Genomic DNA, 26713 nt, shown 5'->3' on the forward strand with positions numbered 1-26713 from the left:
CGCAGGGCCATTATCCAAACTCATAACCTGAAGGTCGTTGGTTCAAATCCAACCCCCGCAACCAAGAATTAAGGCTCTCTAATCAATAGGTTAGAGAGCTTTTTTGATTCTAGAGAAGCTTCCCTAAAATCTATGGTGGGCACCAATTGGGCAACATCTGAAATCCATGATAAGCCATCTCGCTCTACTGTATAACGGAGATGGTATAAATTACCTTTACAATTTACGGATGTGAATTATGATCCTGCATTGTAAGAAAAATAGTATCATAATTGAAGGCAGCGCATATGTTGGGGGAGGGTGACGAACCGGTTCAGGGGACTTCTCAAGGTTTATCAGATAAAGAGGCACAACAGGATCAGGCGCAAAGGCCGGATACCGGATTGGCCTGTCTGGTGATGCTGCTTAAATATCTCGGCAAGGCGGCGGAGCCGGAGCAGATCAAGCATCAGCGCGGTAAGGGAAATGACCCCTTCAGTATTGACGATATCCTGCTGGCCTGCAAACAGGTGGAGGTCAAGGCCCGGTCGAAGGCCGTCGCCTGGAAGAAGCTCGCGAAGATGCCTCTGCCGGCAATCGGTCGCGACAAGGACGGTCAGTTTTTTATCATCGCCAAGATTGCTGAAGCAGCTGAGGAGGCCGTTCCCCAAGCAGAAGAGGAGGGGGGAGCGCGCGATAGATCCCCCCATCCAAAAAATGACCCTTCCCCGCAAACCAAAATTTTGGTCCAGTCACCCTTAAGCCAAAAGCCGCAGATCCTCACGGAGGCGGAGTTCCGCGATCTCTGGTCGGGCGATGTGGTGTTGATGACCACCCGGGCGATGCTGGCGGGCGCGGCGCGCAAGTTCGATGTCACCTGGTTTATTCCGGCGATCGTCAAATACCGCAAGATCCTCTATGAAATCCTGCTGGCCTCTTTCTTTTTGCAATTGTTCGCCCTGATGACGCCGATGTTCTTCCAGGTGGTGATCGACAAGGTGCTGGTCCATAAGGGCCTGACGACCCTGGATGTGATGATCCTGGCCCTGGTGGTGGTCTCGGTCTTCGAAGTGGTGGTCGGCGGCTTGCGCACCTATGTCTTCTCCCATACCACCAACCGGGTGGATGTGGAGCTCGGCGCGAAACTGTTCCGGCATTTGCTGGCGCTGCCGCTCAGCTATTTCGAGAGCCGCCGGGTGGGCGACAGTGTGGCAAGGGTTCGGGAGCTTGACACCATTCGCGAGTTCCTGACCTCTTCCTCGGTGACTTTGGTGATTGATGTGCTGTTCACCTTTGTCTTCCTCGCGGTGATGTATCTTTATAGCCCGACATTGCTGGTGATCGTGCTGATCAGTTTGCCCTGCTATGTGCTGGTGTCGATCATCGTTACGCCGATCCTGCGCAAGCGACTGGAGGATAAATTCCAGCGCGGTGCCCGCAATCAGGCCTTTCTGGTGGAGACGGTGACCGGGGTGCAGACCCTGAAGGCAATGGCGGTCGAGCCGCAGATGCAGCGCAAATGGGAAGAAAATCTCGCGGGCTATGTCCATAGCGGTTTCAAGGCGGCGATGCTGGGCAATATCGGCTCGCAGGCGGTGCAATTTATCAACAAGATTACCACGGCGGTGACGCTGTTCTGGGGCGCGACTCTGGTGATTGAGGGGGCGATTACTGTCGGTCAACTGGTGGCGTTCAATATGCTGGCCGGGCGGGTCAGCGGGCCGGTGCTGCGCCTCGCCCAGATGTGGCAGGATTTTCAGCAGGCGCGGATCTCGGTCGAGCGGCTCGGCGATATTCTCAACAGCCCGACGGAGCCGACCTATAACCCCAACCGCACGACTCTTCCTGATATCAAGGGCCGGGTGGAATTTGACGGGGTGACGTTCCGCTACAAGCCGGACGGAGCAGAAGTTCTGCGCCGGGTGTCGCTGGTGATCCCGGAGGGGCAGGTGGTTGGCATTGTCGGGCCGTCGGGCTCGGGTAAAAGCACGCTGACCAAATTGGTGCAGCGGCTGTATGTTCCGGAAAGCGGCCGGGTGCTGGTGGACGGGGTTGACCTGGCGATGGTCGATCCGGCCTGGTTGCGGCGTCAGGTGGGGGTGGTGCTGCAGGAAAACCTGCTGTTCAACAAAACGGTGCGGGAGAATATCGCGCTGGCCGATCCGACGATCCCGATGGAGCGGGTGATCGCGGCGGCCAAAATGGCCGGGGCCCATGAATTTATTCTTGAGCAGGCCGAGGGCTATGACACCTATATTGATGAGCGTGGGGCGAACCTCAGCGGCGGCCAGCGCCAGCGGATCGCCATCGCGCGGGCCTTGATCACCAATCCGCGGATATTGATCCTCGATGAGGCGACCAGCGCACTGGATGCGGAAAGTGAAGAGATCATTCAGGAAAACCTGAAACTGATCGCCCGGGGCCGGACGGTGATCATCATCGCTCACCGGCTCTCCGCGATCAAGCAGGCGAGCCGGATTCTGACCGTGGAGCGCGGCGAAATTACCGAGGACGGCACCCATGCCGAATTGATGAAGCAGGACGGCCGCTACGCCGATCTTTACAAGCGCCAGATGCGCGCCGCCAGCGCCGAAGGGGACGAATAATGAATGAAATGATGGTGGAACATAATACTATGTTCCGAAGAACATTATGGTCTGAGGTAAGGGCAACCGCCCGCCCGAGCTTATGCGAGGAAAGCCTAAGCGGAGCGCCGGCGATTGAGGTCAAGAAAAATGTTTGACGGTCTGATGCATCATCTTGACGTGTGGAAAGCGGCCTATCGGACGCAAAAGATGCAGGAGAAAAAAGCGTTCCAGGTGGAAGAAGCCGACTTTTTGCCGGCGGCTTTGGAAATTCTCGAGAAACCGGCCTCGCCGATTGGGCGGGGTATGATGTTTATGGTGATCCTCTTTTTCACGCTGGCGCTGATCTGGTCGATCTTTGGCCGGGTGGATGTGGTGGCGACGGGGCAGGGCAAGATCACGCCTCTGGGCGACATCAAAGTCATTCAGCCGGCGGAACTCGGCGTGGTGCGGCGCATTCTGGTGGGAAATGGCCAGGCGGTGATGGCGGGGGACAGCCTGCTGGAGCTTGACACCACCATGTCGCTGGCCGACAGCGACCGGGCCCGGCGCGAGCTGCAGGTGGCTCAGCTTTCCAAGGTGCGCTTTGAGGCGATTTTATCAGCTTTGGAAACCGGGGAATCTGTCTTCGACACGCCGCCGGGGGTGACGCCAAAAGTGGCGCGCATGCAGAAACTTCTGGTCACCAGCGAGCTGGATGAATATGACGCGTCGCTGGAAACCTATCGCCAGCAGAAGGTGGAGCGGCAGGCGGAAGCGAAAGTGGTGGCCCAGGAAATCGGCAAACTGACCGAGACCCTGCCGTTGCTGAGGGAACAGGTAGAGGCCCGGGCGGAACTTCTGGCAAAGGGGCTGACGCCGCGCTTTCAATATCTGGAATATCAGGAACGGCTGGTGGGCCAAACCCGGGATCTGCAGATCCAGAAAGACCAGCTCCTGAAGGTCGAGGCGGCGATCATCGGCGCCGACCGGCAGATCCGCCAGCGCCAGCAGGAGTTCCTGAAAAACACTTATGGCGGCCTGGCGGAGGCGGAAGACCAGATCGTGGCGCTGACCGCGGAACTCACCAAGACCACCAAACGCCAGGAGCTGCAGGTGCTGCGGGCGCCGGTGGACGGTATCGTGCAGCAACTCGGCGTCCATACCATTGGCGGGGTGGTGCAGGCGGGCGATGCGCTGATGGTGCTGGTGCCGAATGACCGGACGCTGATGGTTGAGGCCAATATCCTCAACAAAGACATCGGCTTTGTCACGGCGGGGCAGCAGGTCGAGGTCAAGCTGGAGGCTTTCCCTTTCACCAAATACGGCGTGATCCACGGCGAGGTGATCCATCTGGCGCAGAATGCGGTCGCGGACGAAAATCTCGGCCTGATCTACCCGGCGCGGATTAGCCTCAAGACCTCCACCATTCGGGTGCGGGGCAAGGACATTAATCTGTCCCCAGGTATGTCGGTGACGGCCGAGGTCAAGACCGGCAAGCGCCGCCTGATCGAATTCCTGCTCTCGCCCCTGCTGCGCTACAAAGATGAAAGTTTGCGCGAGAGGTGAGCGCGAAACATGCTATGATGGGGAAAATCACAAACCCGCTCTTTGGGGAGACCATGATGACCCTACTCACGAAATTCTGCCTTGTCAGTCTGCTGGTCCTGATCCTGCCGGGCTGCAGCATGTTTGCGCGGGACTGCGCGAAGCTTGCCGCTGATCCGGCGGCCTACCGGGCTTGTCAGGCCGGGCAGGGCGACGCCCAGGCGCAATATGAATTGGGACTTGCCGCTTACGACGCGCGGGACTATGCCACGGCGCGACGCTGGTTGAAGCTGGCGGCGACACCGAGCTCGGGCCGGACGCCGATCTATATGCCGCCGGTGGGCGGGCAGACCTATGGCACGGTGATGATGATGGACACGGGCAGCGCCAGCGCGGGACATCGGGGGGCGCAATTGCTGCTGGCGGAGATTTATGCGGCGGGGCTCGGCGGGGCGCCTGATCCAGAGCTTGCGGCCCATTATCGCACCCTGGCGACGCGAGGCCAGCTTCCCTGATCGTTAATATATCTAATGGGTTGCCTGCTTCGTAAACAATCCAGAGGACGGGGGGCTTTGCCGTCTAGTCCATATGGACTAGGGCGGGAATTAGACCTTGCCAAGCTCGCCTTCCTGTGGTTAATATTTGGTTAACAAAAATATATGGTGGCAGAGAGTTTGGGGGCGCATGTGGTTTGGAATAACCCTTTCCTGAGTTTAGAAAAAAACCGAATAAGACGACAACCGCAGGACGCGTGCCGCGGAAAGTCTGCTTCTGCGTCGGGTCGTCGTGGGGCCTGTCACGTTAATATTTTCGTGACGAAAAAGTTGTAACTGAAGCCTAAATCAAGCGGCATTGGTCACGAAGTTCCATTCAACCATTGCGATAGATCGTAATTGCCGTAGAGTTTTTCTTGAAATGAGATGTCGTTGAGTGTTGAATAAATTATATATTGGACCATAAGCTGAAAGAAATATTTGGGCAGATTTATGAGACTTAAACCGTTGCATCTTTCGTTCTCTTCGCCGGATGGGAACATGCGAACTTTCTGCCCTATTGTTCAGCCTGTTGGTGGTATCATGCAAATGCTCCATATTTAAATCTCGGAGTGCAGCGCTGTAAGACCTCAATTTATCGGTCACTATTTTTGTTGGTAATATACCTTGATTTTGTAGTAATTTTCGAAGAAGTTTTAGAGCAGCTCGTTTGTTTCTGCGCTTTTGCACTAAGACATCCAGGATTTCGCCTTCTCCATCAACGGCCCGCCAGAGATACATAGATTTGCCGCCAATCTTGACAAATACTTCATCCAGAAACCATTCTGTATGGGGTAGGGGCCTGTGTTTTTTGATACGACGAGCATATTCTGCTCCGAACTTAAGAGCCCACCTACGCACGGTCTCATAGCTGACATCAATGCCGCGTTCAGCTAATAGTTCTTCAACGTCTCGATAACTCATCGTAAATCGAAAATAAAGCCAGATAGCTTGTCTGATAATATCCGGATGGAAGCGATGTCGATGATATGATATTGTTTTCATGAAAATCACATAACATAGAATTTGGGAAAAGTTAACGTGTCATTCCCGTTCATCTAGATTGGTGAAAGGTGTGATTGGTTGGATGCTTACCAGCAAACCACGCCTCTATATATTTAATACATTGCACCAGCTTTGCCGATACAAAATGTTTGGCTGGGTATAAAGCATAAAGAGTTAACATCGGCTTTTTTGCATCAGGTAATATTTCAACGACTTCTTTCCTGTCTATGGCCTGTTGACAGACGAAATCAGGGATAAATCCTAACCCCAACCCCCGCTTGATCGCTTCCATCATAAATATGGTATTATTTACCCGTAAATTACCCTTAACCATGACCCCATCTTCGAGCGGCCACACGTTTTTACCTTGAAAGTAGCTATACACAAAACAATTATGATTTTTCAGATCTTTTGGTAAATTGATTTTAGAATTATTCTTAAGATAGCTTGGTGAGGCGCAGATTTTATAGGCAAAGCGTGTAAGCGGTCTACTGGTATAAGTAGAATCTATCGGGGTGCTTGAAGCACGAAAACCCAGATCAAAGCCTTGTTCCACCAAGTCTACACTTTCATCGCCTAAATGGATGTCTAGCTCGATATCGGGGTTCGCCAACATAAAGTCAGCAAACAACCCCGATAAGTCTGTGAGACCCAGTGCCATAGGAGCATTTATCTTAAGTTTGCCCCGCATATTCTGTTGTAAATCCTGGACAAAAATATCTGCGTCATCCAATTTTGACAATATTTCACGAGCCCGTTGCAAATAACCTTCCCCCACATGGGTCAAGCGCACATTTCTCGTCGACCGGTGCAATAAACGTGTCCCCAAGTCAGCTTCAAGCCGACCAATTTCTTTGCTGATCATGGATTTTGATGCGTTAACTTGCTCGGCTACTCGGGTAAAACTGCCTAAATCTGCCAGCCGAACGAAAAGTTGGATTGCCCGTAATTTGTCCATTTTACCTCCTATTGCCACCGATCACACCAGATTGAGGCCCGTTGTATTTAATAGGTCACCATTATAGTTTCCATATTGAAGACAGTATGTAAACATTATAACTATATATGATTACAAACAAAAGCGCTAATATCCTTACATGGCATGAAGGCACTCACTCATTGCCAAGATGCAAATTATTAAATTACAGATATTCGTTAGGAAAAACATGTACCAGCTATTTTATTTGCAAGGCGCTTGCTCTCTTGCCACCCAAGTCATTTTACGTGAGCTAGGGCAAGAAGTGGAAATCATTGATAAACAACATATTCACAAGTTTAAGGAAATCAACCCGATCGAAACCGTCCCCGTATTACGGGATGGTGATAATACGCTGGTCGAAGGCGCCGCGATTATGTTGCATATTCTTAACAAGCATGAAAATTCCCTGCTGCCCAAGAACGGCACGGCGCGACAAAAGGCAATACAAGACATTATGTTTGCCAATGCCACCATGCACCCCGCATACGGAAAATTGTTTTTTATCGCACAACACATCACTGATGAAACCGCAAAAAAAGCGGCGTTCACTGCGGCGGCTAAAAATATCACTCACTTGTGGCAAGTCATTGAAAACGTCCTAAAGAATAAACCCTTCTTAGGGGGAAGTACGCCTTCCGCCGCAGATATTATGCTTACCGTTTATGCCCGTTGGGGGGCATCTTTCCCTGTTGATATTACACTGGGTAAAAAAACAACCACACTTTTAAATGCTGTACAAGCCATGCCGAATTTTAAAAAATCCGTCAAAGCTGAACAAGCCGAATCTGAGAAATAACCTGAGAGGCTAAGGAGAACAGTCATGAACAGTAGTCAAACACCCCCAAGTGACTTTGCAGCTATTACGGCGATTATTGAAACCTATTTTATGGGCTTACATCATGGTGATGTCCCTCAGTTGAAATCAATATTTCACCAAGACACCTGGTTAAAGGCCCCTGGTGTTCGCCGTTCATTAAAACAGTGGTTAGAAGCTGTCGCGGATCGACCTGTCCCAGCTCAACAAAATCGGCCCTTTAATTTTAAGATACTATCTATTGATGTCGTACAAGATCAGGCCATGGTCAAAATACACTGCCCTCTGTTTGACTATAATTACATTGATTTTCTCGGGCTTTTAAAAGAGCAAGGTCAGTGGCTGATCGTAAATAAAATGTATGCCGATATAAAGTCGTCGGAATTAAAATGAAAAAATTACATATTGCTATGATCCACGACATTGTTTGCTCTTGGTGCCCCATTGGGTACGAAAATATTAGAGCAGCCATCAATAAATTAGACATTGATGTGAATTTTCATTTTCTGCCTTACGAATTAAATCCTGATATGGATGAAAAAGGCGAATTGATAGAAGCTTATTTTACGCATCACATGAGATGGACAGAAGCTCAGTTGTTTAATTATCAAAAATCATTAGTTAAAACCGCAGAAGAGGCCAATGTGAGTATCGATTTCTCGAAGAGGAAATATTACTACAACACTCGAAAAGCACATCTTCTCATGCATTTGGCAGAAAAGACTAATCAACAAGAAGCCCTGAATCGACTTTTTATCAAAGCATATTTTTCTGAAGGACGAGATGTGAGCAACACATCCCATTTACTTCAGATGGCAGAAGCAATTGGCCTAAATAAAACAAACGTTGAAACTGCTTTTACGTCACCTCAATTAAATCAAGAATTAGATAAAAAAACGGAGCGATATAGTGCATTCGAAATCAGCAGTGTCCCGGCTTTTATCATAAATAATAATGTCTTGATTTCAGGATCAAATTCGGTTCCCTTTTTTGAGAAAGCTTTATTCAAACTCATAAATGAACCCAATATCGAACCGAAATACGCAGGATAACACTTACCTGAATAGGAGAAAAATATGCCGTACATTAATGTCAAAATTACTGATGAAAATGTCACAACAGAACAAAAGAAAACCATTATCAGAGGCTGCACGCAGGTGATGGTCGATGCATTAAACAAAAATCCCGCAACGACTTTTGTTGTTATTGACGAAATTAGTACAGATAACTGGGGTATAAGTGGTGAGCCACTTACTGAACTCAGAAGACAAGAAAGAGGTAAGGTTTCATAGATGAGTTTTTGGAACACCATATTTTATGTGTTGTTAATGTGTTTGGCAGGGATGGGGATCCCCATCATGGCTACTTTAAATAGTAGCTTAGGTATAAAATTTGAGAGCCCTGCGTTAGCGACAACAATATTATTTGCCGTTGGCGTTATGGCCTCATCAGGATATTTGTTTATCTCTGGCAGTATGCCTACATCCCCCTTTCAACAACCAATTCCAATAATTTTCTATTGTGGCGGCTTATTTGTAGTATTTTACATTCTCAGTATTACTCGGGTCGCCCCAAAGTTTGGAATTGGAAATACCATTTCTATTGTATTGTTAGGACAGTTAATCTCTATGACGATTATAGATCACTATGGTCTTTTAGGCGCACCACAGAATTCCATCTCTATTCAGCGTATTGGAGGGTTATTTTTTATGATTGTTGGTGTATATCTGACGGTTCGTCGCTTTTAATTCCGCGCTTTATGAAAACACAGATTTCTTCTGGCAAATAAAAAATTGTGACAATTTTGAATATCGTTTCACGAACGTCAGAATTGGGTTAAAGGTTTTTAGAGGGCGTCATGGATACTGTGTCAGGTTAATCATTTAGATGTCCAACACGTCATCTAAACGACCTTCAAAATATATCGCCAGCTGAGATAAAGTCAAATTCCGGCATTGTCATGTATCCGGCCTGTTTACGCGATAGCTTGTATCGCTGGCCTTGATGGAAGCCGCCTATAAACAGGTCGGGGGATAGATGCCAAGATGACAACGGCGCTCCTCGACAGGGTCACCCGATACGGCGATGACGCTTCTAACGCAACGATAGAACTTACCTATAATTGGGGCTATAACAGCTACAGCCACGGAACAGGATACGGGCATATTGCCTTAGGTGTTTCAGACATATATGCGATATCACAACACTTAGAAAATATGGGTGTGAAAATCCTTCGCGCCCCCGGCGAAATGACTTTCGCTGTCGATGAAACTGGCGAAAAAGAAGTAATTTCTTTCATTGAAGACCCTGATGGATACCGGGTTGAACTAATAGAACAATAGAAATGGTATTATCAATTCCAAACTTTAGGGCGATCCAAGTAATACTGAGAATGTAAAATACTACAAATAAGCCGCGACAGTAGAAGATTATTGGAATTGGTTGTTGAAAGGGGGATGTAGGCATATTGCCTGAGATAAACAAATATCCTGGTGAGGCCGGCCAAGAGCCTATCCTATTCACTGTGTAAGCGACCATGACATACTCCATGAAAGGGAGGATTTATTATGGCTCTCAAACAAGACATTATGATGAGCTGTTGAAGGATTATAAAAACCCTGAAGACCTTTTAGGTGACGAGGGGCCTATCAAGGCGCTGATTGACCGGGCGGTGAATGTCGAGCGACCGACCACCTTGGATATGAAGCCCATGATGTGAAGGGCCGAAATTGCTACAAGATGGATAAATAATAGAATAGCTTCTTCTACTTCATTAAAAAAAAGAAAAAGTCGCAAAAGGCAGAAGCTTGCAAAAAATAGTTGGTCAAAAATTGATTTCAGGTAACTTATCTAGCTTTTACGCATGGATAAAGCTACCGGCTGAATGGGGGCGACAGAAGTTTTTGTTAGTGAAGCCTTTAATTGTAACATTGCTGTTTTAGGGAATGGAACGTTCAGCGTCAGTTCTAATTCGAACAAGCCCGGAGTTCGTTTGTGCTTAAGTGCTGCTCCTAATATTGCAGAGCTGGAGGTCGGGTTATTAATGTTGGCTGCAATGGATAATCGTCCAGCTTGCCAAAAAGGTATCAACGTACCGCCAAAAAAGAATGGTTCTGCTGATGTTAGAGTTCAAAAAATAGCAAGGTTCGTAGGAAATTAATAAAAGGAAAAAATATGTGTGAATTGATCAAAGGAAAATGTCTTTGCGGTAGTGTAGAATATGAAATCGAGAATAAGTTTGATCAATTTTATATTTGTCATTGTGAGCAGTGTCGTAAAATAACGGGATCTGCATATGCTTCAAACCTTTTTGGGGACCCACGACAATTTAATATTATTTCTGGCTCGGAAGACATTAAAAGATTTGATTATAATGAACGAGGGTTCACGAAAGCTTTCTGTACAGAATGCGGATCCGGAGTGCCGTATTTAAATTCGTCAGGGAAATCTATAGTTGTCCCAGCAGGAACATTAGACGCTGAACCAGTATTTAATGATAAAAAAATTATTTTCTATAAAGAAAAACCAAAATGGGGCTCAGAGAATGAAACTGATTCATATTTTGATGAGTTTCCTGTTTAAACTACCCTAATTAAAAAGATTACAAAGGCATTTATTAATGATTACCTGTTACGTAAAATATCAAATTGATCCAGATAAAATTGAAGTATTTGAGAATTATGCAAAACTCTGGATACCCTTAGTAGAACGTTTTGGAGGCACCCATCATGGGTATTTTTTACCTCATGAGAGTGACAATGATTTAGCTATAACGCTATTTTCTTTTCCTTCTCTAGCCGCCTATGAAACATATAGAAAAGATAGTATGAAAGATGAAGAATGTATCGCCGCCTATAAATTAGCGAAGAACACAAAGTGTATTGTCCGTTACGATAGACAGTTTCTGCGCCCGATATTAGAATAAATTTGAGCAAAAAATCTTTTTTAAAACATTATCTGGGTCGGTAATACCCCCGTTAAATAAAGGTATTCAGAGGTAGAATTTTCTCGTAACAATAACGCAGGAGATTTTACATGAAGAAGTCACGCTATTCAGACAGTCAAATTATCAGTATTTTAAAACAAGCCGAGGCCGGTTCGCCTGTTGTGGAGCTTTGCCGAGAACATGGCATGAGCAGCGCGGCCTTCTTTAAATAGCGCGCCAAGTATGGGGGGATGGATGCTTCCCTTATGGCCCGCATGAAAGAGCTGGAAGCCGAGAACACCCGTTTGAAGAAGATGTATGCTGATGTCCAACTCCAGAGTGATGTGATCAAGGAAGCCATGGCAAAAAAGTGGTGAGGCCGTCTCTGCGTCGTAAGATGCCAAGGGGGCTGTGGGCGCGAGGCGGCTGAGTATTAGGGCGGCGTGTGAAGTCTTCATGATCAGTGAGACATGCTATGGCTATCAGCCCAAGCTGAATGATGAGAATATGTTGATTGCGGACTGGCTGCTGGGTTTGACTGGTCGGCAGCGCAACTGGGGTTTCCAATTGTGTTTTCTATATTTACGCAATGTGAAGGGTTATAAATGGAACCACAAACGGGTCTATCGGATCTACAAGGAACTGGAGCTCAACTTGCGAATAAAGCCGAAGAAACGCTTGGTCAGGGATAAGCCGGAACCTTTGTCCGTACCGCAGAGATGGGAAGCACGGCTGGCAGGCGTTGTGAGTGGTGATGTCCTTGTTACTCCTCAGGAGTAGAACTTAACTCCTCGCTGTTTTTTACCGCTCCTGTGACTAAATATTTTAGTCACTTAACCTGCGAGTCAATTTCCGTTTATATCGGGCCCCCGCAACCCTGTGTGGTCGGCACTTTAAATGTCTGTTTTTTCAGCTTCATTTCAGGTCCAAATGTTATCAGTCACTTCATATATTGAAGGAGTGAAGCATAATGTTAAACCGGGTCTTTCTCTGGTTGCTGCTGATAATGGGATATTCGACGGGTCTTTCAGCCCAGGAGGGCCACAAGCAGCCAGATCAGGAATTTGAAGTTACAGTGAATAAATCCCTTACGATTGCGGATGTCGTAAAGGCGACCTTGTCCCGTTCTCCGGAAAATTTTGTCATTAAATCCAAAGAGAATAATGCTGTTGCTCTGACGAAGCGGGCGGAGAGCTTTTTTGCCAATACACCGGAAATTTCTCTGAGTCATCAAAATGATCGTTTTGGATCGGATCAGGGGTTGCGGGAATGGGAAAGCTCTCTTGAGATGCCCTTATGGCTGCCGGGGCAGAAATCTGCCAGCAAACAAAAAGCGCGTATGTCAGAGAAAGAGGCTGAGGCCTATCAGGACCTGAGCCTTTGGTATGTCTGGGGTCAGGTTCGGGAATTGCTGTGGCAGGTCAAATTGGCGGAAGCCGGGCTTGATGAAAGTCGCAATAGCCTAGAAATGGCCATGGCGCTTGATCGGGATATTGCCCGAAAAATATCTGCCGGACTGTTACCACAGCGGGATAGCCTGCTCAGCAAAAAAGAAGTGATGAGCCGGAGAATGGAATTCATCACGGCGCAGAAGGAATATATTCATGCGGCGAAACAATATGAAAGTGTGACCGGCCTTAATCAAATGCCGGAGCAGATTGAAGAATTTTCGGTCCCCGATGATGAGGCGCTCGCCGCGCCTGTCTTGGTGCTGGCGGATGCCAATGTGGAATTTTTACAAGCCGATTATAGAGAAAAAAGCAAAGAATGGAGTGTGGCTCCTCGACTATCTCTTGGGGTAAGACGGGAAAAATCTTCTTATCTTGACCGTAATATTGATTCTGTGAGCCTTGGCTTATCTGTTCCCTTAGGCGGTGGTGTTCATATGGGACCGAAGCGTGCCGAAGCCGCGCTTGCACTTGCAGAAGCAGAGCGCCAGCGGGAAATCGTAAAGCGGGAACATCGTCTACATTTGCACGAAGCGGAGCATGAGCTTGAGGTTTGCAAAAGCCAATTGCCCCTGACCCAGTCCCATTTGGAACTGGCACAGGAAAATCTGCGATTAAGTCAAAAAGCATTCGATCTGGGCGAAGGAAACTTGTTGGAACTGCTGAAAGTCAGGGAACAGTTCTTTATGTCCTCCAGTCAAAATAGTCTAAGAAATATTGAGTGCAAAAGAGCGATTGCACGCCATAACCAGATCAAGGGAGTAGTAGTACCATGAGAAAAATCATGATGATTTTGGCCTATTTATCATTTGCAGGTCCCCAAGCAGTCTTGGCGAGCGATCAACTGGAACTCGATCCGAACCAGATGAAAAGGATGGGCATTTCAACGGCGAAACCTGCTGTGGTGACATCGGTGTGGAGCCGCAGTCTTCCGGCGCGGATCACCATTCCCAATGATCAGATGCGCGTCTTAACGCCTATGATGCCGGGTTTGGTGAATGTCCTGCATGTGGCCGAAGGAGACCCCATCACAAAAGGTCAGCTTTTGGCCGAAATATCCAGCCCGGCTTTTCTTGAAGCTCAGCAAAAATACCTTGATGCTTTATCACAACAGGTACTGATGAAGAAAAATCATGACCGCAATGCGGAACTTGTCAATGAGGGCATTATCTCAGAGAAACAGTTTCAGACCAGCCTGTCTGCAGTTCAGGACAGCGAAGCCAATTTGTCCCGCAGCAAGCAGGCTTTGTTCTTTGCAGGGTTAGTGGAAAAGGATATTCAGCGGCTTGGCCAAACCCGTATTATGCAAAAGGTCATGATGTTGCGTGCCCCGTTTGAGGGCATCGTGTTGCAGCAAACGGCGACAACGGGGGAACATGTGGATGAATCTTCATCCCTGTATCATCTGGGACAACTTGATCCGTTGTGGCTGGAAATTCACGTTCCTTTTGGCCTGATTTCTTCTGTACAGATTGGCAATAAAATTCTGGTGAAGGGGATTGATATTGAAAGCCGCGTCACGACGATTGGACGTATGATTCATGAGGAAGATCAGGGGATTCTTGTGCGTGGGATCGTCAATATAGGGGCTGAAAAACTGATCCCGGGTCAGTTCATTGAAGTGATGATCGAACAGACGAAACCGGATGGTATGCTAATCCGGGTTCCTGCGGGGGCCATTATCCGCGAGGGTGAGGAGGCCATACTCTTTGTTCAGAATGCCCGTGGTTTCGCACTAAAACGAGTTCGTCTGGTGACAGAAGAAGGCAATACATTGATTTTGGAAGCTGACCTGAGCCCGGATGACCGGATTGCCGTGACCGGCATTGTGACCCTGAAAGGGATGCTCGAAGGTTTGGGGAGTGAAGAGTAATGCTCGCAAAACTTATACAATTTTCCCTGACCCAGCGGTTGATTATTTTATTGCTGTCGGTGCTGATTATTGCGGGGGGATGGATATCTTTTCAGAATACGCCGATCGATGCTTATCCAGATGTATCGACGACACAGGTCAAAATTATCCTGAAGGCTCCCGGTATGACGCCGGAAGAAATAGAATCGCGCATTACGTCGCTGATCGAAGTGGAAATGTTGGGATTGCCCCATCAAAGTATGCTGCGCTCAATTTCTAAGTACGCACTGACTGATATTACCATTGATTTTGAAGAAGGGACGGATATTTATTGGGCCCGTCAACAGGTCTCTGAACGGTTAAATGCGATTATGGAGGATCTGCCCAGTGGCGTATCAGGGGGTATTGCCCCAATGACCACACCGCTTGGGGAAATGTTCATGTTCACCATTGAAGGTAACAGCCTGTCCCTGACGGAAAAAAGATCCCTGCTGGATTGGGTTATTCGTCCCGCCTTGCGCGTCGTCCCCGGTGTTGCAGATGTGAATGCCTTGGGTGGCTTGGTGAAAACTTTTGAAGTCATTCCGGATAATGTCTCGCTTTCTGCCCGCGGGCTTAGTGTTGCGGATCTGATGGAAGCCATTGAGCAGAATAACAAGAATGATGGGGCCGGGCGTCTGAATGAAGGTGAGGAAGTCTTATTGGTTCGTACCAGCGGCAGCATTCAGCAGCTATCAGACCTGAAGGATATTATCGTTCGCAATGATTTGAAAGAGCCCGTCCGGGTAAGTGATGTGGCACAGGTGAGTGTCGGGGCGATTACACGATATGGCGGGGTTACGGCCAATGGTAAAGGAGAAGCCGTAGAAGGGCTTGTGCTTGGCCTGCGCGGGGCAAATGCACAGGATGTTGTCATGGGTGTGCGCGCAAAATTGGTAGAAATTGAAAAAAGCCTGCCCGATGACGTGTCGATTAACATTTTCTATGATCGGGGCAAGCTTATTGATAAGGCCATCTGGTCGGTTTCCAAGGCTTTGGGTGAGGCGATTATCCTTGTCTTATTGCTGTTGCTGATTTTCCTTGGGGATATTCGTGTGGCAATGACGGTGGCGATTATTCTACCCCTTGCCGCACTTGCGACTTTTATCATGATGAATAAATTTGGTATGTCTGCCAACCTGATGAGCTTGGGCGGGCTTGCCATAGCCATTGGTATTCTTGTCGATGCGGCGGTTGTGGTGGTGGAAAATATTGTCAGCCATTTGGCTCATGATAAGAAAAGCCGTCTGCCGCGTCTGCATTTAATTTACCGCGCGGTGTGTGAGGTCTCCTTGCCGGTAACATCCGGTATGCTGATTATTGTAATCGTCTTTTTACCCTTGTTATCCTTGCAGGGGCTGGAAGGTAAATTATTTTCTCCGGTGGCGATGACAATTGTTTTTGCCCTAACGGCATCCTTACTGTTGTCTCTTACGGTTATTCCTGTGGCGGCGTCTTATCTGCCACAAAAGATATCCCATAAGGAAACACGGTTTGTCAGCTTTCTTCAGCGTAAATATATGCCGATATTGGCATGGGCCCTGAAGAATACACGCACGGTTACTGCGGCTTCTGTGATTTTGTTGGTCAGTGCGGCGGTTATCTATACACAAGTTGGGAAAATCTTCTTGCCAACCATGGATGAAGGAGACGTGATCGTACAGATAGAAAAACTGCCTTCCATAACCTTGGAAAAATCCCTGGAACTGGATAATAATATTCAGAAAATATTAATGTCGGAAGTTCCCGAAGTTGCCGGAATGGTTGCCCGCGCCGGGTCGGATGAATTGGGGCTGGATCCCATGGGCTTGAATGAAACGGATGGTTTTTTGGTGTTAAAGCCCGAAGAAGAATGGACCGTTTCCTCAAAGGCTGAACTCATTGAAAAAATTGGTGCGGTTATGGTCAACATACCGGGGGTTGCCTTTAACTTTACCCAGCCCATTGAAATGCGGGTTTCTGAAATGTTGACCGGGGTAAGAGGTGATATAGCCATCAAGATTTTCGGCGAAGATCAAAATACGCTCAATCAGATCAGCGCGAAATTGATCGGACTTCTGGAAAAAATTGAGGGGGCGGACAATGTCTATAAACCGGCCAATGAAGGTGCTCAGTATTTGCGCTTGACCGTGGATCGCATGGCCGCAGGCCGTTTGGGTTTAAGCGTAGAGCAGATTTCCGAATTGTTAAGAACTCAGGTAGAGGGAAGACATGCCGGCTTGGTTTATGAAGGTGCGCGTCGTACACCCTTGGTCATAAGGGGGCCAGAAAGCATTCGTAACTCTCCGGCTGACTTTGAAAATCTGTTGATCACTTTACCGGAAGGCCGCCGTATCCCTCTTTCCATGGTGACAAAAATCGAACGGGTAGAAGGCCCGGTTTCTGTGCAGCGGGAAAAGGGATCACGCATGGTTGTGGTGATTGCTAATGTTGGAAAGCGAGATCTGGTTGGTTTTGTTGAAGAGGCCAAGGCACTGGTGGCTCAGGATGTGGCCCTGCCGAGCGGATATTCGCTTGAGTGGGGTGGACAGTTTGAAAATCAGCAACGGGCGGCGAAAAGACTGGGGGTCGTGGTCCCTGTCGCCTTGGGACTTATTTTCCTGCTGTTGTTTATCACTTTTAAATCCGTGCGGCAGGCTTTGCTCGTTTTGAGTAATATTCCTTTTGCCATGACAGGGGGGATAATCGCACTTTGGTTATCTGGTGAATATCTTTCTGTGCCGGCCTCGGTTGGGTTTATTGCCTTGCTCGGGATTGCGGTACTGAACGGTGTGGTTATGGTCAGTTATTTCAATCAGTTATGCGATTTGGGTAAACCCATAGCTGAAGTGATTATTCTGGGGGCGCAACGGCGGCTAAGACCTGTTCTGATGACCGCAAGTATTGCCGCCTTTGGTTTGGTGCCCTTGCTTTTTGCCAGTGGACCCGGGTCTGAAATTCAACGACCATTGGCCATCGTTGTCATTGGCGGGCTTGTCACCTCGACGTTGCTCACCTTGATTTTATTACCTATTTTATATCGCCGTTTTGGGGTCGCCTTGGACCATGGGAGTGAAGAATGACATTATGCTTATTGACCATCACAACACCTTCGGCCGTTGAGGATGTTATTGTCGACTGGTTCTTGGAACAGGAAGATATCGGCGATTTTAACAGCATGCCTGCCTTCGGTCATGGCTCGCACGAAGGCAAAATGTCCGTTGCGGAACGGGTGACCGGCAGATCGCGGAAAACCATGTTTCAGCTGCATCTGTCATTGCCGACGGTGGAAAGAATATTGGCTAAACTTAAGAAGGATTTTGCCGGTACGGAAATTCACTATATGATGTCCCCCTTGATGCGGGCGGGAGACTTGACAGCATATGAAGCCTAATGGACGAATATTATTAAAGTTATGCCTTGGGGCGGGGATGGGACTAATCTTGATCCCTCTCTCCGGCGTATTGACCTATGCCGATGAAGAACCGGAGGTCTATTCCCATCATTTGACAGCCGAAGAGTTGAAGGAAATCAGAAAACGCAGTGATATTCTGGCTCTGGATAAAATCATTGCCCATATAAACCTTGGTAAGATGGATCGTATTTTGGAAGTGGAATTGTTGAAATATAGCGACGCTTTTGTTTATGAAGTTCAAATCCTGAAATCCAATGGGATGGTTGTGAACTCTTTCCATGACGGAAAGACGGGTCAGCATATTCCACAGTTACAGGAAGACTAAAATGCGCCTGCTTTTGGTTGAGGATGATCATAAATTGGGCCCGCGCCTTGCCAGTGATTTAAAAAAAAGTGGCTATGCCGTTGACTTAGTTGATACCGGTGTTGATGCGGAGTTCATGGGCAATGAAATTCCCTATGATGTGGTTGTTCTTGACCTTGGGCTGCCGGATATTTCCGGACTGGATGTTCTGAAAAAATGGCGCAGTCATGGCAATAGTTTACCTGTCCTTATTCTGACGGCCCGGGATGACTGGCAGGAACGGGTAGATGGATTTCAAGCCGGTGCCGATGACTATTTGGGCAAGCCTTTTCATTTTCAGGAATTGTTGGAACGGCTAAATGCTCTTGTCCGGCGCTCTAAAAAAAAGGTCGGCTCGGCCTTTTCTGTTGCAGGCATCAAGATCGATGAAAACAAACAAACCGTAACGACAAAAGATCAACAGGACCATGCGTTAACGGGTATTGAATTTCGGTTATTGCGTTATATGATGATGCATCAGGGCGAGGTGCTGTCAAAAATACAGTTGATGGAACATGTATATGATGATGCCTCAGATAAAGACAGTAATGTTATTGAGGTTTATATAAGGCGTTTGCGGAATATTCTGGGGAACGGGGTTATCACAACAAAACGAGGACAAGGCTATATTTTTCGAGGCCTTCAATGAATAGTCTTAAGTCACGTCTTACCATTGGTGTATTGGTGGTATCCCTGATTTTCTTCACCTCGTTAATCGTTGCCAACGTCATCTTTTTCAATAGATTTGGGGAAGATTTTGTCACAACCCGTCTACAGCATGATACGGATGCCTTATTGGTGGCGTTGAAAGTTGATGCGCAGGGTAACCTGCAATTGGATGAGCACAATTTAAACCCAATATTCCTGCAGCCCTTTTCGGGGCATTATTTTAGAATAGAATTGCAACATGGGGCCTTTCAATCGCGATCCTTATGGGAAGAAACCATGCCTGTGGAGCGTATACCCGTGGGTCAAACAAAAACAACACGAAGGCCCGGTCCGTCTGGTCAGGATTTATTGGTTCTGGAAGGCGGTTATTTCAAGGCAGGACATCAAGTCTGGATATCAGTAGCTGAAAATTATACGCCAATCACAAATTCGCTGCATTCCCTGACCTTAACGCTGATCCTGATTAATGGCGCTGTTATTGTCCTGTTGATGTTACTACAGCGGTTCCTTGTGGATCGGGGGCTGGTGCCTCTGACCAAGTCTACGGCTGAATTATCCCGTCTTGGTAAGGGGGAACAGAATTTCCTAAATGAAGAGGTCCCGACAGAGGTCTTGCCTTTGGTTCAGGAAATTAACAAGCTTTTGGTGATGGTCGATAACCGTGTAAAGCGATCCACGACGGCATTGGGTAATCTGGCACATGCATTGAAGACTCCTTTGGCCTTGATTGAACAGTCCGTATCTGGCTGCGATAAAAATAATGCCGGGCAAATTTGTGGCGATATCAGGGAAGCGGTTGGTCAGATTAAACATCAATTGAATAGTGAACTGCGCCGGGCCCGGATTATCGGGTTATCTGCTCATGGTCAGAAAATTGATATATCCGATTTTATCTCGCCCCTGATTACGACATTGGAAACCATATATCAGGATAAACATATTGTTTTTCATGTTGATATTGCGCCGGGGGCGGCCTATGTCGGGGATCGTCATGATCTGATGGAACTTTTTGGCAATTTATTGGATAACGCCTGTAAATGGGCCAAAGGGCATATTTACATTACCATCACATCAGATCCTGAAATGGAGATTATCATTCAAGATGATGGCCCCGGAATTACATCGGATATGATGGCGCAGGTCGAAACCCGGGGCACCCGGCTTGATGAAGCCGGGGAGGGGCATGGTCTTGGCCTGTCGATTGTGCGTGAAATTATCGACCAAAATAACGCTGAAATTTATTACTCTCATTCGGAGAAATATGGCGGGTTGAAAGTGATTATCAAGGTTTAACTATAATTACTAAAATTCACGAAAATATAAATAAATTATCAAAATTCATGGAAAGTAATTGTTTTTCATGATAAGGCGATGTAGTTTTAGATTTTCATGCTTTAGGAATATTTTTCATGGAAGCGCATCAAAAGAACCCATTTTCAGGGCCAGTTACCGTTTTTCAAGAACGTAGGCTACCTGAACAGGCCAGGCCAGTTGGTTACGCTGCTCTGATTGATGCTTATGAGCTTGCTGTTCCCATTCCTGTAAGGCTCACCGCCATTGGGTTGCACCACAGGATCAAGGAAGCAGATAACTGGTTGCTTCTTACCCCTCGTCACGAGCCTGAAGCGTCTCTTGAGGGGCACCTCATCTTTGCCCTCAAATATGAAGGTCTGGATTTGGCCGTTCTAAAGCGTCTGCTTCTGACTGTTGGCGATGAACCGATTGAAGAGATTGTTCAAGCCAGCCCTACAGGTGGTTATGCCCGGCGCATCTGGTTCTTGTATGAATGGTTGACTAGGCGCAGACTTTCCCTGCCCGATGCCCAGAATGGCAGTTATGTGCCTGTTGTTGACCCCAAACAACAGTGGGCGACAGGCGGTAAAACTGTATCCCGATATCGGGTGAAGGATAATCTGCCTGGAACGCCTGATTTTTGTCCCATGGTTTTTAAAACAAAGTTGATTACCGACTTTGTGGACATGGACTTGAAAAACCAGGCTGAGAAAGCGGTCGCTGCTGTACCAAAGGATATCATGGCGCGGGCGGCTGCATTCCTCTTGTTGAAAGATTCCAAATCCAGCTATGTGATTGAAGGTGAGAATGCGCCGCAGGATCGTATTCAACGTTGGGGCAGGGCGATTGGGGAAGCTGGTCTTCGCGCTCTTGATCTTGACGAGTTAAATCGGTTGCAGAATATAGTCATTGGGGATCAGCGTTTCATCCGTATGGGCCTTAGAGCCGAGGGTGGTTTTGTTGGAACACATGATCGGGATACCCAGGCTCCTCTGCCTGATCATATTAGTGCCCGACAGGATGATTTGCCGTCGCTTATTGACGGTCTTGTTGCTTTTGATCGGCTTGCAGCAGACCTTGATCCGGTGATTGCTGCCTCTGTTCTTGCTTTTGGGTTTGTTTATATCCATCCATTTGAAGATGGTAATGGCCGGATACACCGGTATTTGATTCATCATACTCTGGCTCAAAAAGGATTTAGTCCTCCCGGTGTAATATTCCCCATATCTGCGGCCATTCTGGATGAGATTGAGCAATATCGTATCGTGCTTGAGAGTTATTCAAAACGCCTGCTGCCAGTGATTGATTGGCGCCCTACAGCCTCCAACAATGTCGAAGTCATAAGTGATACAGCTGACTTTTATAGATTCTTTGATGCAACACCTCATGCGGAATTTCTATTTGGGTGTATTCAAAGGACAATAGAACAGGATCTACCCCAGGAGACGGCTTATTTAAAAAGCCATGATATTGCCTTAACAGCCATAATGAACCGTGTCGAAATGCCAGACCGGATGGCGGAAAAGCTGATACTTTTTGTTCGGCAAAGTGGCGGCCATTTATCTAAGAAGCGACGAGAGCGTGAGTATGAAGCTCTCACCGATACGGAAGTTGAGGACCTGGAAAATATTATAAAGGATGCTTTTGATGACCACTGATAGTGTCTGTAGGCTTTGTCACTTTAACTTTTTCAGCACGAAGGAGTTTCAATTGAAGTTGAGGTCAAGCTGCTTTGGTCACGAGGTTCCATTCGGTCATTGCGATTGATCGTAATGTTCGTAGTGATTGTCTTGAAATGAGATGTCGTTGGGTGTTAAAGCGACTATACCCCAAGGGCAGGCTTCGCGCTAAATTGGGCCGTAGATTGAAAGAAAAATTTGAGTTGATTTATGGGATTTGAACCGTTGCATTTTTCGTTCTCGTCGTCGGATAGGAACATGAGAACTTTCAGCCCTATTGTTCAGCCTGTTTGTGGTGTCATGCAGGTGCTCTATTTCTAAATCTCTTAGTGCTGCACCGTAGGATCTCAATTTATCTGTAACGACTTTTGTAGGCGTAATGCCCTGGTTTTTAAGTAATTTTCTGAGAAGTTTTAGAGCAGCCCTTTTATTTCTACGCTTTTGCACCAAGACATCCAAAACTTCACCTTCGCCATCAACGGCGCGCCAGAGGTACATGGGTTCGCCGCCGACCTTGACGAATACTTCATCCAGAAACCATTCTGTATGGGGGTGAGGTCTGCGTTTCTTGATGCGCTGGGCATAATCAATTCCAAACTTAATAGCCCATCGACGCACCGTCTCATAGCTGACATCAATACCGCGCTCCGCTAATAATTCTTCAACGTCCCTGTAGCTCATGGTAAATCGGAAATAAAGCCAAATAGCTTGTTTTATAATGTCAGGGTGGAAGCGATGTCGATCATAAGATATTGTTTTCATAGAAATCACATAACATAGAATTTGGCAGAAGTTAATGTGTCAACCCCTGCTGGTCCTCAAGAACCCGAATTCTCGGGCGTCTTTAACGTCGACAATCCAAACGCCTTTATCAGGACACTAGAGATTTCCGGGGCTATTGTGCGGCGTTCCGCTAGCGAAAATATAGTAATCATCAATCTTTCAACCTTTGATCCCGGAGTGACGAAAGAACAAGAAGCCTGATAATGACCCAACTGGCTCCAGTGTTGATTTCACCGTCCGACTGAACACCTTCATCCTATTAAAACAGTCTCAGTTCAAAGATGTGGCCCGTATGCGCGGAAGATCCTGTGGTGGCCTGTTATCATTCATCACAATTCCCCATGGCCTGAGGAATACATGACTTCAGAGACACTGGGAATCTTTCATTTGATCTATACCTTCAGAATGTTATAACCAGAAAAGGAATGTGACCAGGGTGAAAGATTGTGCAAAACCGGTGGCCGAAGCTTCTATTGGTATTCTTGACCGTCACGCTACCCATTGCTTCGCAGTGTGCAATAGCGGACCAGCCCGGCTGGGCTAAAGAAGAAAGAATTGGACGCCTCGCTGTTCAGGCCGACCATGCGGCGGCTCGGAAAAATTGGGCCAAAGCCATCAAATATGGCGAGCAAATGCTCGAAAAGGCGGCTGCTGTATATCCGGAGACGGATATTCGTTATCTCAGCCGTCTCAAAACCCTCAACCGTTACTATGACAAGGCTGACCGCTTGCAAGACGTGGAGAAACGGGTAACGATGGCCTATATGCTTTCAAAATCCCGGCTTGGTCCGCAGCATCACATCTCGGAAGTGAGCCGACTTCTCTATTACAAGCTCCTCATCGCCAATAAGGATTTTCCGCCCGCCATTGAAGTCGTTCAGGAAAACATCTCCCTCCTTGGCGAGAGTGAAAGTGACAATTTTAGCAAAATGGACTATATGGTGCAGCTTTTCTCCCTTTACGGGATGACGGGCCAGGCAGAGAAAGAAGCTCAGGCCGTTGAGGCTTATCTGGCGCTGTACAGAGATCTCGTAGGGGGCTCTACCAAAGAAATTCTTCCTATCATCATCACACTTGCCAAAAACTACTGCTCTCAAAAAAGGCTGTTGGCGTTTCAGAAACTCATGCAGTCCTACGACCTTGCGTATATCTGCCCTGACGGTTCTGTCAAAGGAAAGTGAAGTTGGGTAAAGAAACATAATCACAAATTATTTATGTTGCGAGAGAGTGCCATTCAGTCATAGATTCTGAACGAAATTTCTTAAATGTCTGCCTGTTTACGAGGTGTCGTTTTGTGTTAAAAGGTGCCCTCAAGTTTCTAGACATCTTTGAGCCTCCATTTTTGTTGCCGCTCATATCTTGGATGAGGGAGTCATTTTTCTCGGGTTAGGGCTGGATTTTTGTTTGCCGCCAATTCTCAGGTCGATCAAAATTTTGTGAGCGTACCCTTTTTTATAAATTTATTTTGTATTTGAGGCGGTTCGGAGCTAGCACGGTTCTAGCACAAAAACAGCTAGAAACCTGAAGGTCGTTGAATCTGGCTGTACAGGTTTATTAATCTTGCCATTTTGCCAAAATAATTGGGTTTGTCATGTTTGACAACATCTTGATTTGCATTGTTTTTTTTGCTGCTGCCCTATTCGATTTGTAGCCCGGTATCCGGCCGGAAAACCCTTGCATGCTCAACACATTTAAATGACACTTCTAGATCAAAATTTGTAGTTTATCACATTGAACTTTTTTCAGGACCCGCCCTAAGATCTGCCTTCGCCTAGTGATTGCTAAAAACCTTAACATGTAGCAAATTTGGCGTTTTTATTTCTGGTTTTGAGGGCAATCTTAATTTCATAGCACCGGTCTTCAGTCAGAGGATATCGAACCGCAAAGAAAATAGAAATTATGCTCAACAGAAGAGGCAGGCCGATTTCAACCGCCCGCATCCAGAAGAGCGTATAAGGCGCTTGCAACTTGAGCTGTAAGGTTGCCTTTTTTGTTGTTTCAATATCTGTGGTGAAAGACGCCGGGATTTCTCCTAAATGCGTTAGTTGTGTCTTTAAATCAGATAGTGCGTTTTCGACTTTCGTGGTTTTCACGATGAGCTGTTCATAGTGCTTTGTGCTGTTTATTGTTTTTCTGGACTTCATTTCGAGATATGACAAGAGGTCAAACGAGGTGAGGTCCGCTTTTTCAAAAGACGTCTTCAGCGTTAAAGGCAGGGCTTTTGTGAGAACAGCTTGTACCATGGTGCCTGAAGATTGCGCATTGAGGGTTTTCATTTGTGGCTGAAGCTTCTCCAACATGAAGATATTCTGCTTGATGCGATCAGACATTTGGCGAAGCAGAATCTGTTTTTTGCTTTGTGCTGCTATGGCGCCTTGTGCAAGAGGGAGGGGGGCTTTCAGGGTCTCACGATCAAGATAGGTTAAGAATTCCTGGGCGTCCTGCCGGGCGTCATTATAAGTCAACTTGATATTCTTGAGCTGTTCTTCCCGGGTGGATAAGCTGTTTTCAAGAGCTATCCAGTCTTCTGTTTTCCTATGAATTTGTATGATGCTTGCTTGAAAATCGTCAACCTTGACAACCTGAGTTTCATCAAATTGTGTAAACATTATAAGCATGCCGGTGATGAGGCTCGCAAAAGCGGTGCCTACTTTAATGAACCACCAATAGACGGAATAGTAACTGCCTTCCGAGCGGTGATTGGTTTTTAAATCATCTTCATCACAAATGTCTCCCACCATAGAAGCCCCCAAGGTGAAGAAAAAGAGCATGCCTGCTGACAGTAAAATGGTCGGAATAATGACCAAATAGGGGTATTCAGGATTATAGCAGTATATCTTGGAGAGTTGCGCCAGACACATCAATGAAATGGCGATAATAAGGGTTCTTTTTTTACCGAAGGTTACGCTCAGCCAATTGAGGGGAAATACGGCAGCCAGACCCGTGATGGCCCAAATGGTGCCGTTAATCCCGAGGAGGGTGCTTGCCGCAGCGACATCGCCATCAAAGAGATAAAAGATGGAAATATAATAACCCAGCAGGCTGACAAAGTTAAAGCCCATGGCAAGGGTGAATATGATCACAACCAGACTGAGAAAGGTTTTGTTGCCCGCCACATGCTTCATGTTACGCCAGAAGGGCATTTTTTCTTGTGTTTTGGCGACTGTAAAGCCCGGTTCTTTCACAATAGTGAACCACCAGATGGAGAGGGGAATCAACAATGACGCAATTATTAGGGAGACGTAACGCATACCATCTGCGGCGTTGCCATCGACGCCTCTGAAGATTTCCAGATTGGCGAGGGCAAACAGCCAGGGAGTACTCATGGCGAAAAGATTGCCGCAAAAACTTTTGGCGCTGAAAAGACGGGTGCGTTCGTGGTAGTCGGGGGACATTTCCATGCCAAGCGCCCCATGGGGGATCTCGAAAATCGTGCAGGCGGTGAAAAATATCAAAAGCCAGAATAAAATATAACAAAGCTGGAACCACTGGAATGCGGCGTCGCTTGAGAACCAGGCCTGTATGGCTGGCCCATCTGGAATCCACCACATAAGGACAAAACTGACGGCAACCGCGATGCCGCCAATGAGTAAATAGGGACGGCGTCGGCCCCAGCGGCTGCGGGTATTATCGGAAAGATGGCCGACGAGGGGGTCAGATATCGCGTCCCACAGGCGGGGAAGTATCATGATAGCCCCCAGCCAGAAAGCGCTCAGGCCCAGGCTGATATTGCCGATGAGCCCCATAAGCTGTCCCGCGATATTAAATAACGCAATGGGAATGATGCCGCCGCACCCATAGGCGGCCAATTGTAACAGGGGCACGCGGTCTTCGGGATTTGTTGCGTGCGATGTATGCTGTCCAAA

26 protein-coding genes and 2 pseudogenes are annotated in these 26713 nt (G+C 47.3%); 23 read left to right on the forward strand and 5 right to left on the reverse strand.

What is annotated here, in order from left to right:
* The first annotated feature begins 287 nt into the window (after positions 1–287).
* The 3 genes from FIV45_RS02860 (at position 288) to FIV45_RS02870 (ending at position 4606) form a co-directional block, all read left to right on the forward strand.
* Positions 288–2585 (forward strand): type I secretion system permease/ATPase, encoded by a 2298-nt coding sequence (locus FIV45_RS02860; protein WP_099474334.1) that lies wholly within the window; start codon positions 288–290, stop codon positions 2583–2585.
* A 129-nt stretch (positions 2586–2714) separates the two neighbouring features.
* A complete protein-coding gene (locus FIV45_RS02865) occupies positions 2715–4112 on the forward strand; it encodes an HlyD family type I secretion periplasmic adaptor subunit (protein WP_099474336.1) in 1398 nt (465 codons plus the stop codon).
* A gap of 56 nt (positions 4113–4168) precedes the next feature.
* Positions 4169–4606, forward strand: a complete 438-nt coding sequence (locus tag FIV45_RS02870) for an SEL1-like repeat protein (protein ID WP_133118595.1) — start codon at positions 4169–4171, stop codon at positions 4604–4606.
* Between the two features lie 327 nt (positions 4607–4933).
* Here FIV45_RS02870 and FIV45_RS02875 read toward each other — a convergent pair whose 3' ends face one another.
* A complete protein-coding gene (locus FIV45_RS02875; RefSeq protein ID WP_139932306.1) occupies positions 4934–5629 on the reverse strand; it encodes an IS6 family transposase in 696 nt (231 codons plus the stop codon).
* 49 nt (positions 5630–5678) lie between these two features.
* The gene (locus FIV45_RS02880) at positions 5679–6587 is read right to left on the reverse strand and encodes a LysR family transcriptional regulator (protein ID WP_099470874.1); all 909 of its coding nucleotides are present in this window, start codon (positions 6585–6587) and stop codon (positions 5679–5681) included.
* 208 nt (positions 6588–6795) lie between these two features.
* Here FIV45_RS02880 and FIV45_RS02885 point away from each other — a divergent pair, with 208 nt between their 5' ends.
* The 6 genes from FIV45_RS02885 (at position 6796) to FIV45_RS02910 (ending at position 9764) form a co-directional block, all read left to right on the forward strand.
* On the forward strand, positions 6796–7404 hold the full coding sequence (locus FIV45_RS02885) for a glutathione S-transferase family protein (protein ID WP_099471059.1): 609 nt from the start codon (positions 6796–6798) through the stop codon (positions 7402–7404).
* 24 nt (positions 7405–7428) lie between these two features.
* Positions 7429–7815 carry a nuclear transport factor 2 family protein gene (locus tag FIV45_RS02890; protein WP_099470875.1) on the forward strand — a complete coding sequence of 129 codons (387 nt, stop codon included), beginning with the start codon at positions 7429–7431 and terminating at the stop codon, positions 7813–7815.
* Positions 7812–8474: a DsbA family oxidoreductase gene (locus FIV45_RS02895; protein WP_099470876.1), complete on the forward strand. Its 663-nt coding sequence runs from the start codon at positions 7812–7814 to the stop codon at positions 8472–8474. Before FIV45_RS02890 ends, FIV45_RS02895 begins: the two co-directional genes overlap by 4 nt.
* Positions 8475–8498: 24 nt before the next feature.
* Complete coding sequence (locus FIV45_RS02900; RefSeq protein WP_099470877.1) at positions 8499–8714, forward strand: 2-hydroxymuconate tautomerase family protein; 216 nt, start codon at positions 8499–8501, stop codon at positions 8712–8714.
* On the forward strand, positions 8715–9170 hold the full coding sequence (locus FIV45_RS02905; protein ID WP_099470878.1) for a DMT family transporter: 456 nt from the start codon (positions 8715–8717) through the stop codon (positions 9168–9170).
* A gap of 297 nt (positions 9171–9467) precedes the next feature.
* A complete protein-coding gene (locus FIV45_RS02910) occupies positions 9468–9764 on the forward strand; it encodes a VOC family protein (protein WP_099470879.1) in 297 nt (98 codons plus the stop codon).
* Here FIV45_RS02910 and FIV45_RS19010 read toward each other — a convergent pair.
* Positions 9718–9972 (reverse strand): DMT family transporter, encoded by a 255-nt coding sequence (locus FIV45_RS19010; RefSeq protein WP_477632371.1) that lies wholly within the window; start codon positions 9970–9972, stop codon positions 9718–9720. The two genes, FIV45_RS02910 and FIV45_RS19010, sit on opposite strands and share 47 nt — an antisense overlap.
* Here FIV45_RS19010 and FIV45_RS18400 point away from each other — a divergent pair.
* From FIV45_RS18400 to FIV45_RS02970, 13 genes and pseudogenes are all read left to right on the forward strand, one after another.
* Positions 9971–10141, forward strand: coding sequence for a hypothetical protein (locus FIV45_RS18400; protein WP_165776855.1), 171 nt, complete (start codon positions 9971–9973; stop codon positions 10139–10141). The genes FIV45_RS19010 and FIV45_RS18400 overlap by 2 nt on opposite strands.
* A 165-nt stretch (positions 10142–10306) precedes the next feature.
* Positions 10307–10582 carry a hypothetical protein gene (locus FIV45_RS02915; protein WP_133118503.1) on the forward strand — a complete coding sequence of 92 codons (276 nt, stop codon included), beginning with the start codon at positions 10307–10309 and terminating at the stop codon, positions 10580–10582.
* Between the two features lie 14 nt (positions 10583–10596).
* A complete protein-coding gene (locus FIV45_RS02920; RefSeq protein ID WP_099470880.1) occupies positions 10597–11004 on the forward strand; it encodes a GFA family protein in 408 nt (135 codons plus the stop codon).
* 37 nt (positions 11005–11041) lie between these two features.
* The gene (locus FIV45_RS02925) at positions 11042–11347 is read left to right on the forward strand and encodes an NIPSNAP family protein (RefSeq protein WP_099470881.1); all 306 of its coding nucleotides are present in this window, start codon (positions 11042–11044) and stop codon (positions 11345–11347) included.
* Between the two features lie 110 nt (positions 11348–11457).
* Positions 11458–12064: pseudogene (locus FIV45_RS02930) on the forward strand (transposase); the annotation flags it as partial.
* A gap of 253 nt (positions 12065–12317) precedes the next feature.
* Positions 12318–13571, forward strand: a complete 1254-nt coding sequence (locus FIV45_RS02935; RefSeq protein ID WP_099470882.1) for a TolC family protein — start codon at positions 12318–12320, stop codon at positions 13569–13571.
* Positions 13568–14668 (forward strand): efflux RND transporter periplasmic adaptor subunit, encoded by a 1101-nt coding sequence (locus tag FIV45_RS02940; RefSeq protein WP_099470883.1) that lies wholly within the window; start codon positions 13568–13570, stop codon positions 14666–14668. The genes FIV45_RS02935 and FIV45_RS02940 overlap by 4 nt, the downstream gene beginning before the upstream one ends.
* Positions 14668–17748 carry an efflux RND transporter permease subunit gene (locus FIV45_RS02945; RefSeq protein ID WP_099470884.1) on the forward strand — a complete coding sequence of 1027 codons (3081 nt, stop codon included), beginning with the start codon at positions 14668–14670 and terminating at the stop codon, positions 17746–17748. Before FIV45_RS02940 ends, FIV45_RS02945 begins: the two co-directional genes overlap by 1 nt.
* Positions 17745–18059, forward strand: coding sequence for a DUF3240 family protein (locus FIV45_RS02950; RefSeq protein ID WP_099470885.1), 315 nt, complete (start codon positions 17745–17747; stop codon positions 18057–18059). The genes FIV45_RS02945 and FIV45_RS02950 overlap by 4 nt, the downstream gene beginning before the upstream one ends.
* Positions 18060–18096: 37 nt before the next feature.
* Complete coding sequence (locus FIV45_RS02955; protein WP_099470886.1) at positions 18097–18405, forward strand: hypothetical protein; 309 nt, start codon at positions 18097–18099, stop codon at positions 18403–18405.
* 1 nt (position 18406) lies between these two features.
* Positions 18407–19072 carry a response regulator transcription factor gene (locus FIV45_RS02960; RefSeq protein WP_099470887.1) on the forward strand — a complete coding sequence of 222 codons (666 nt, stop codon included), beginning with the start codon at positions 18407–18409 and terminating at the stop codon, positions 19070–19072.
* Positions 19069–20385, forward strand: coding sequence for a sensor histidine kinase (locus FIV45_RS02965; protein WP_099470888.1), 1317 nt, complete (start codon positions 19069–19071; stop codon positions 20383–20385). Before FIV45_RS02960 ends, FIV45_RS02965 begins: the two co-directional genes overlap by 4 nt.
* A 116-nt stretch (positions 20386–20501) precedes the next feature.
* A complete protein-coding gene (locus FIV45_RS02970) occupies positions 20502–22043 on the forward strand; it encodes a Fic family protein (protein WP_099470889.1) in 1542 nt (513 codons plus the stop codon).
* Between the two features lie 64 nt (positions 22044–22107).
* Here FIV45_RS02970 and FIV45_RS02975 read toward each other — a convergent pair.
* Positions 22108–22826 (reverse strand): annotated as a pseudogene (locus FIV45_RS02975) (IS6 family transposase).
* A gap of 467 nt (positions 22827–23293) precedes the next feature.
* On the opposite strand from FIV45_RS02975, the gene FIV45_RS02980 reads away from it, so the two are divergent.
* Positions 23294–24028 (forward strand): hypothetical protein, encoded by a 735-nt coding sequence (locus FIV45_RS02980; RefSeq protein WP_099470890.1) that lies wholly within the window; start codon positions 23294–23296, stop codon positions 24026–24028.
* Between the two features lie 609 nt (positions 24029–24637).
* Here the strand turns inward: FIV45_RS02980 and FIV45_RS02985 are convergent.
* Positions 24638–26593 carry an MFS transporter gene (locus FIV45_RS02985; RefSeq protein ID WP_165776856.1) on the reverse strand — a complete coding sequence of 652 codons (1956 nt, stop codon included), beginning with the start codon at positions 26591–26593 and terminating at the stop codon, positions 24638–24640.
* Positions 26594–26713: the final 120 nt, after the last annotated feature.

Source organism: Paremcibacter congregatus, assembly GCF_006385135.1.
Taxonomy (GTDB): Bacteria; Pseudomonadota; Alphaproteobacteria; order Sphingomonadales; family Emcibacteraceae; genus Paremcibacter; species Paremcibacter congregatus.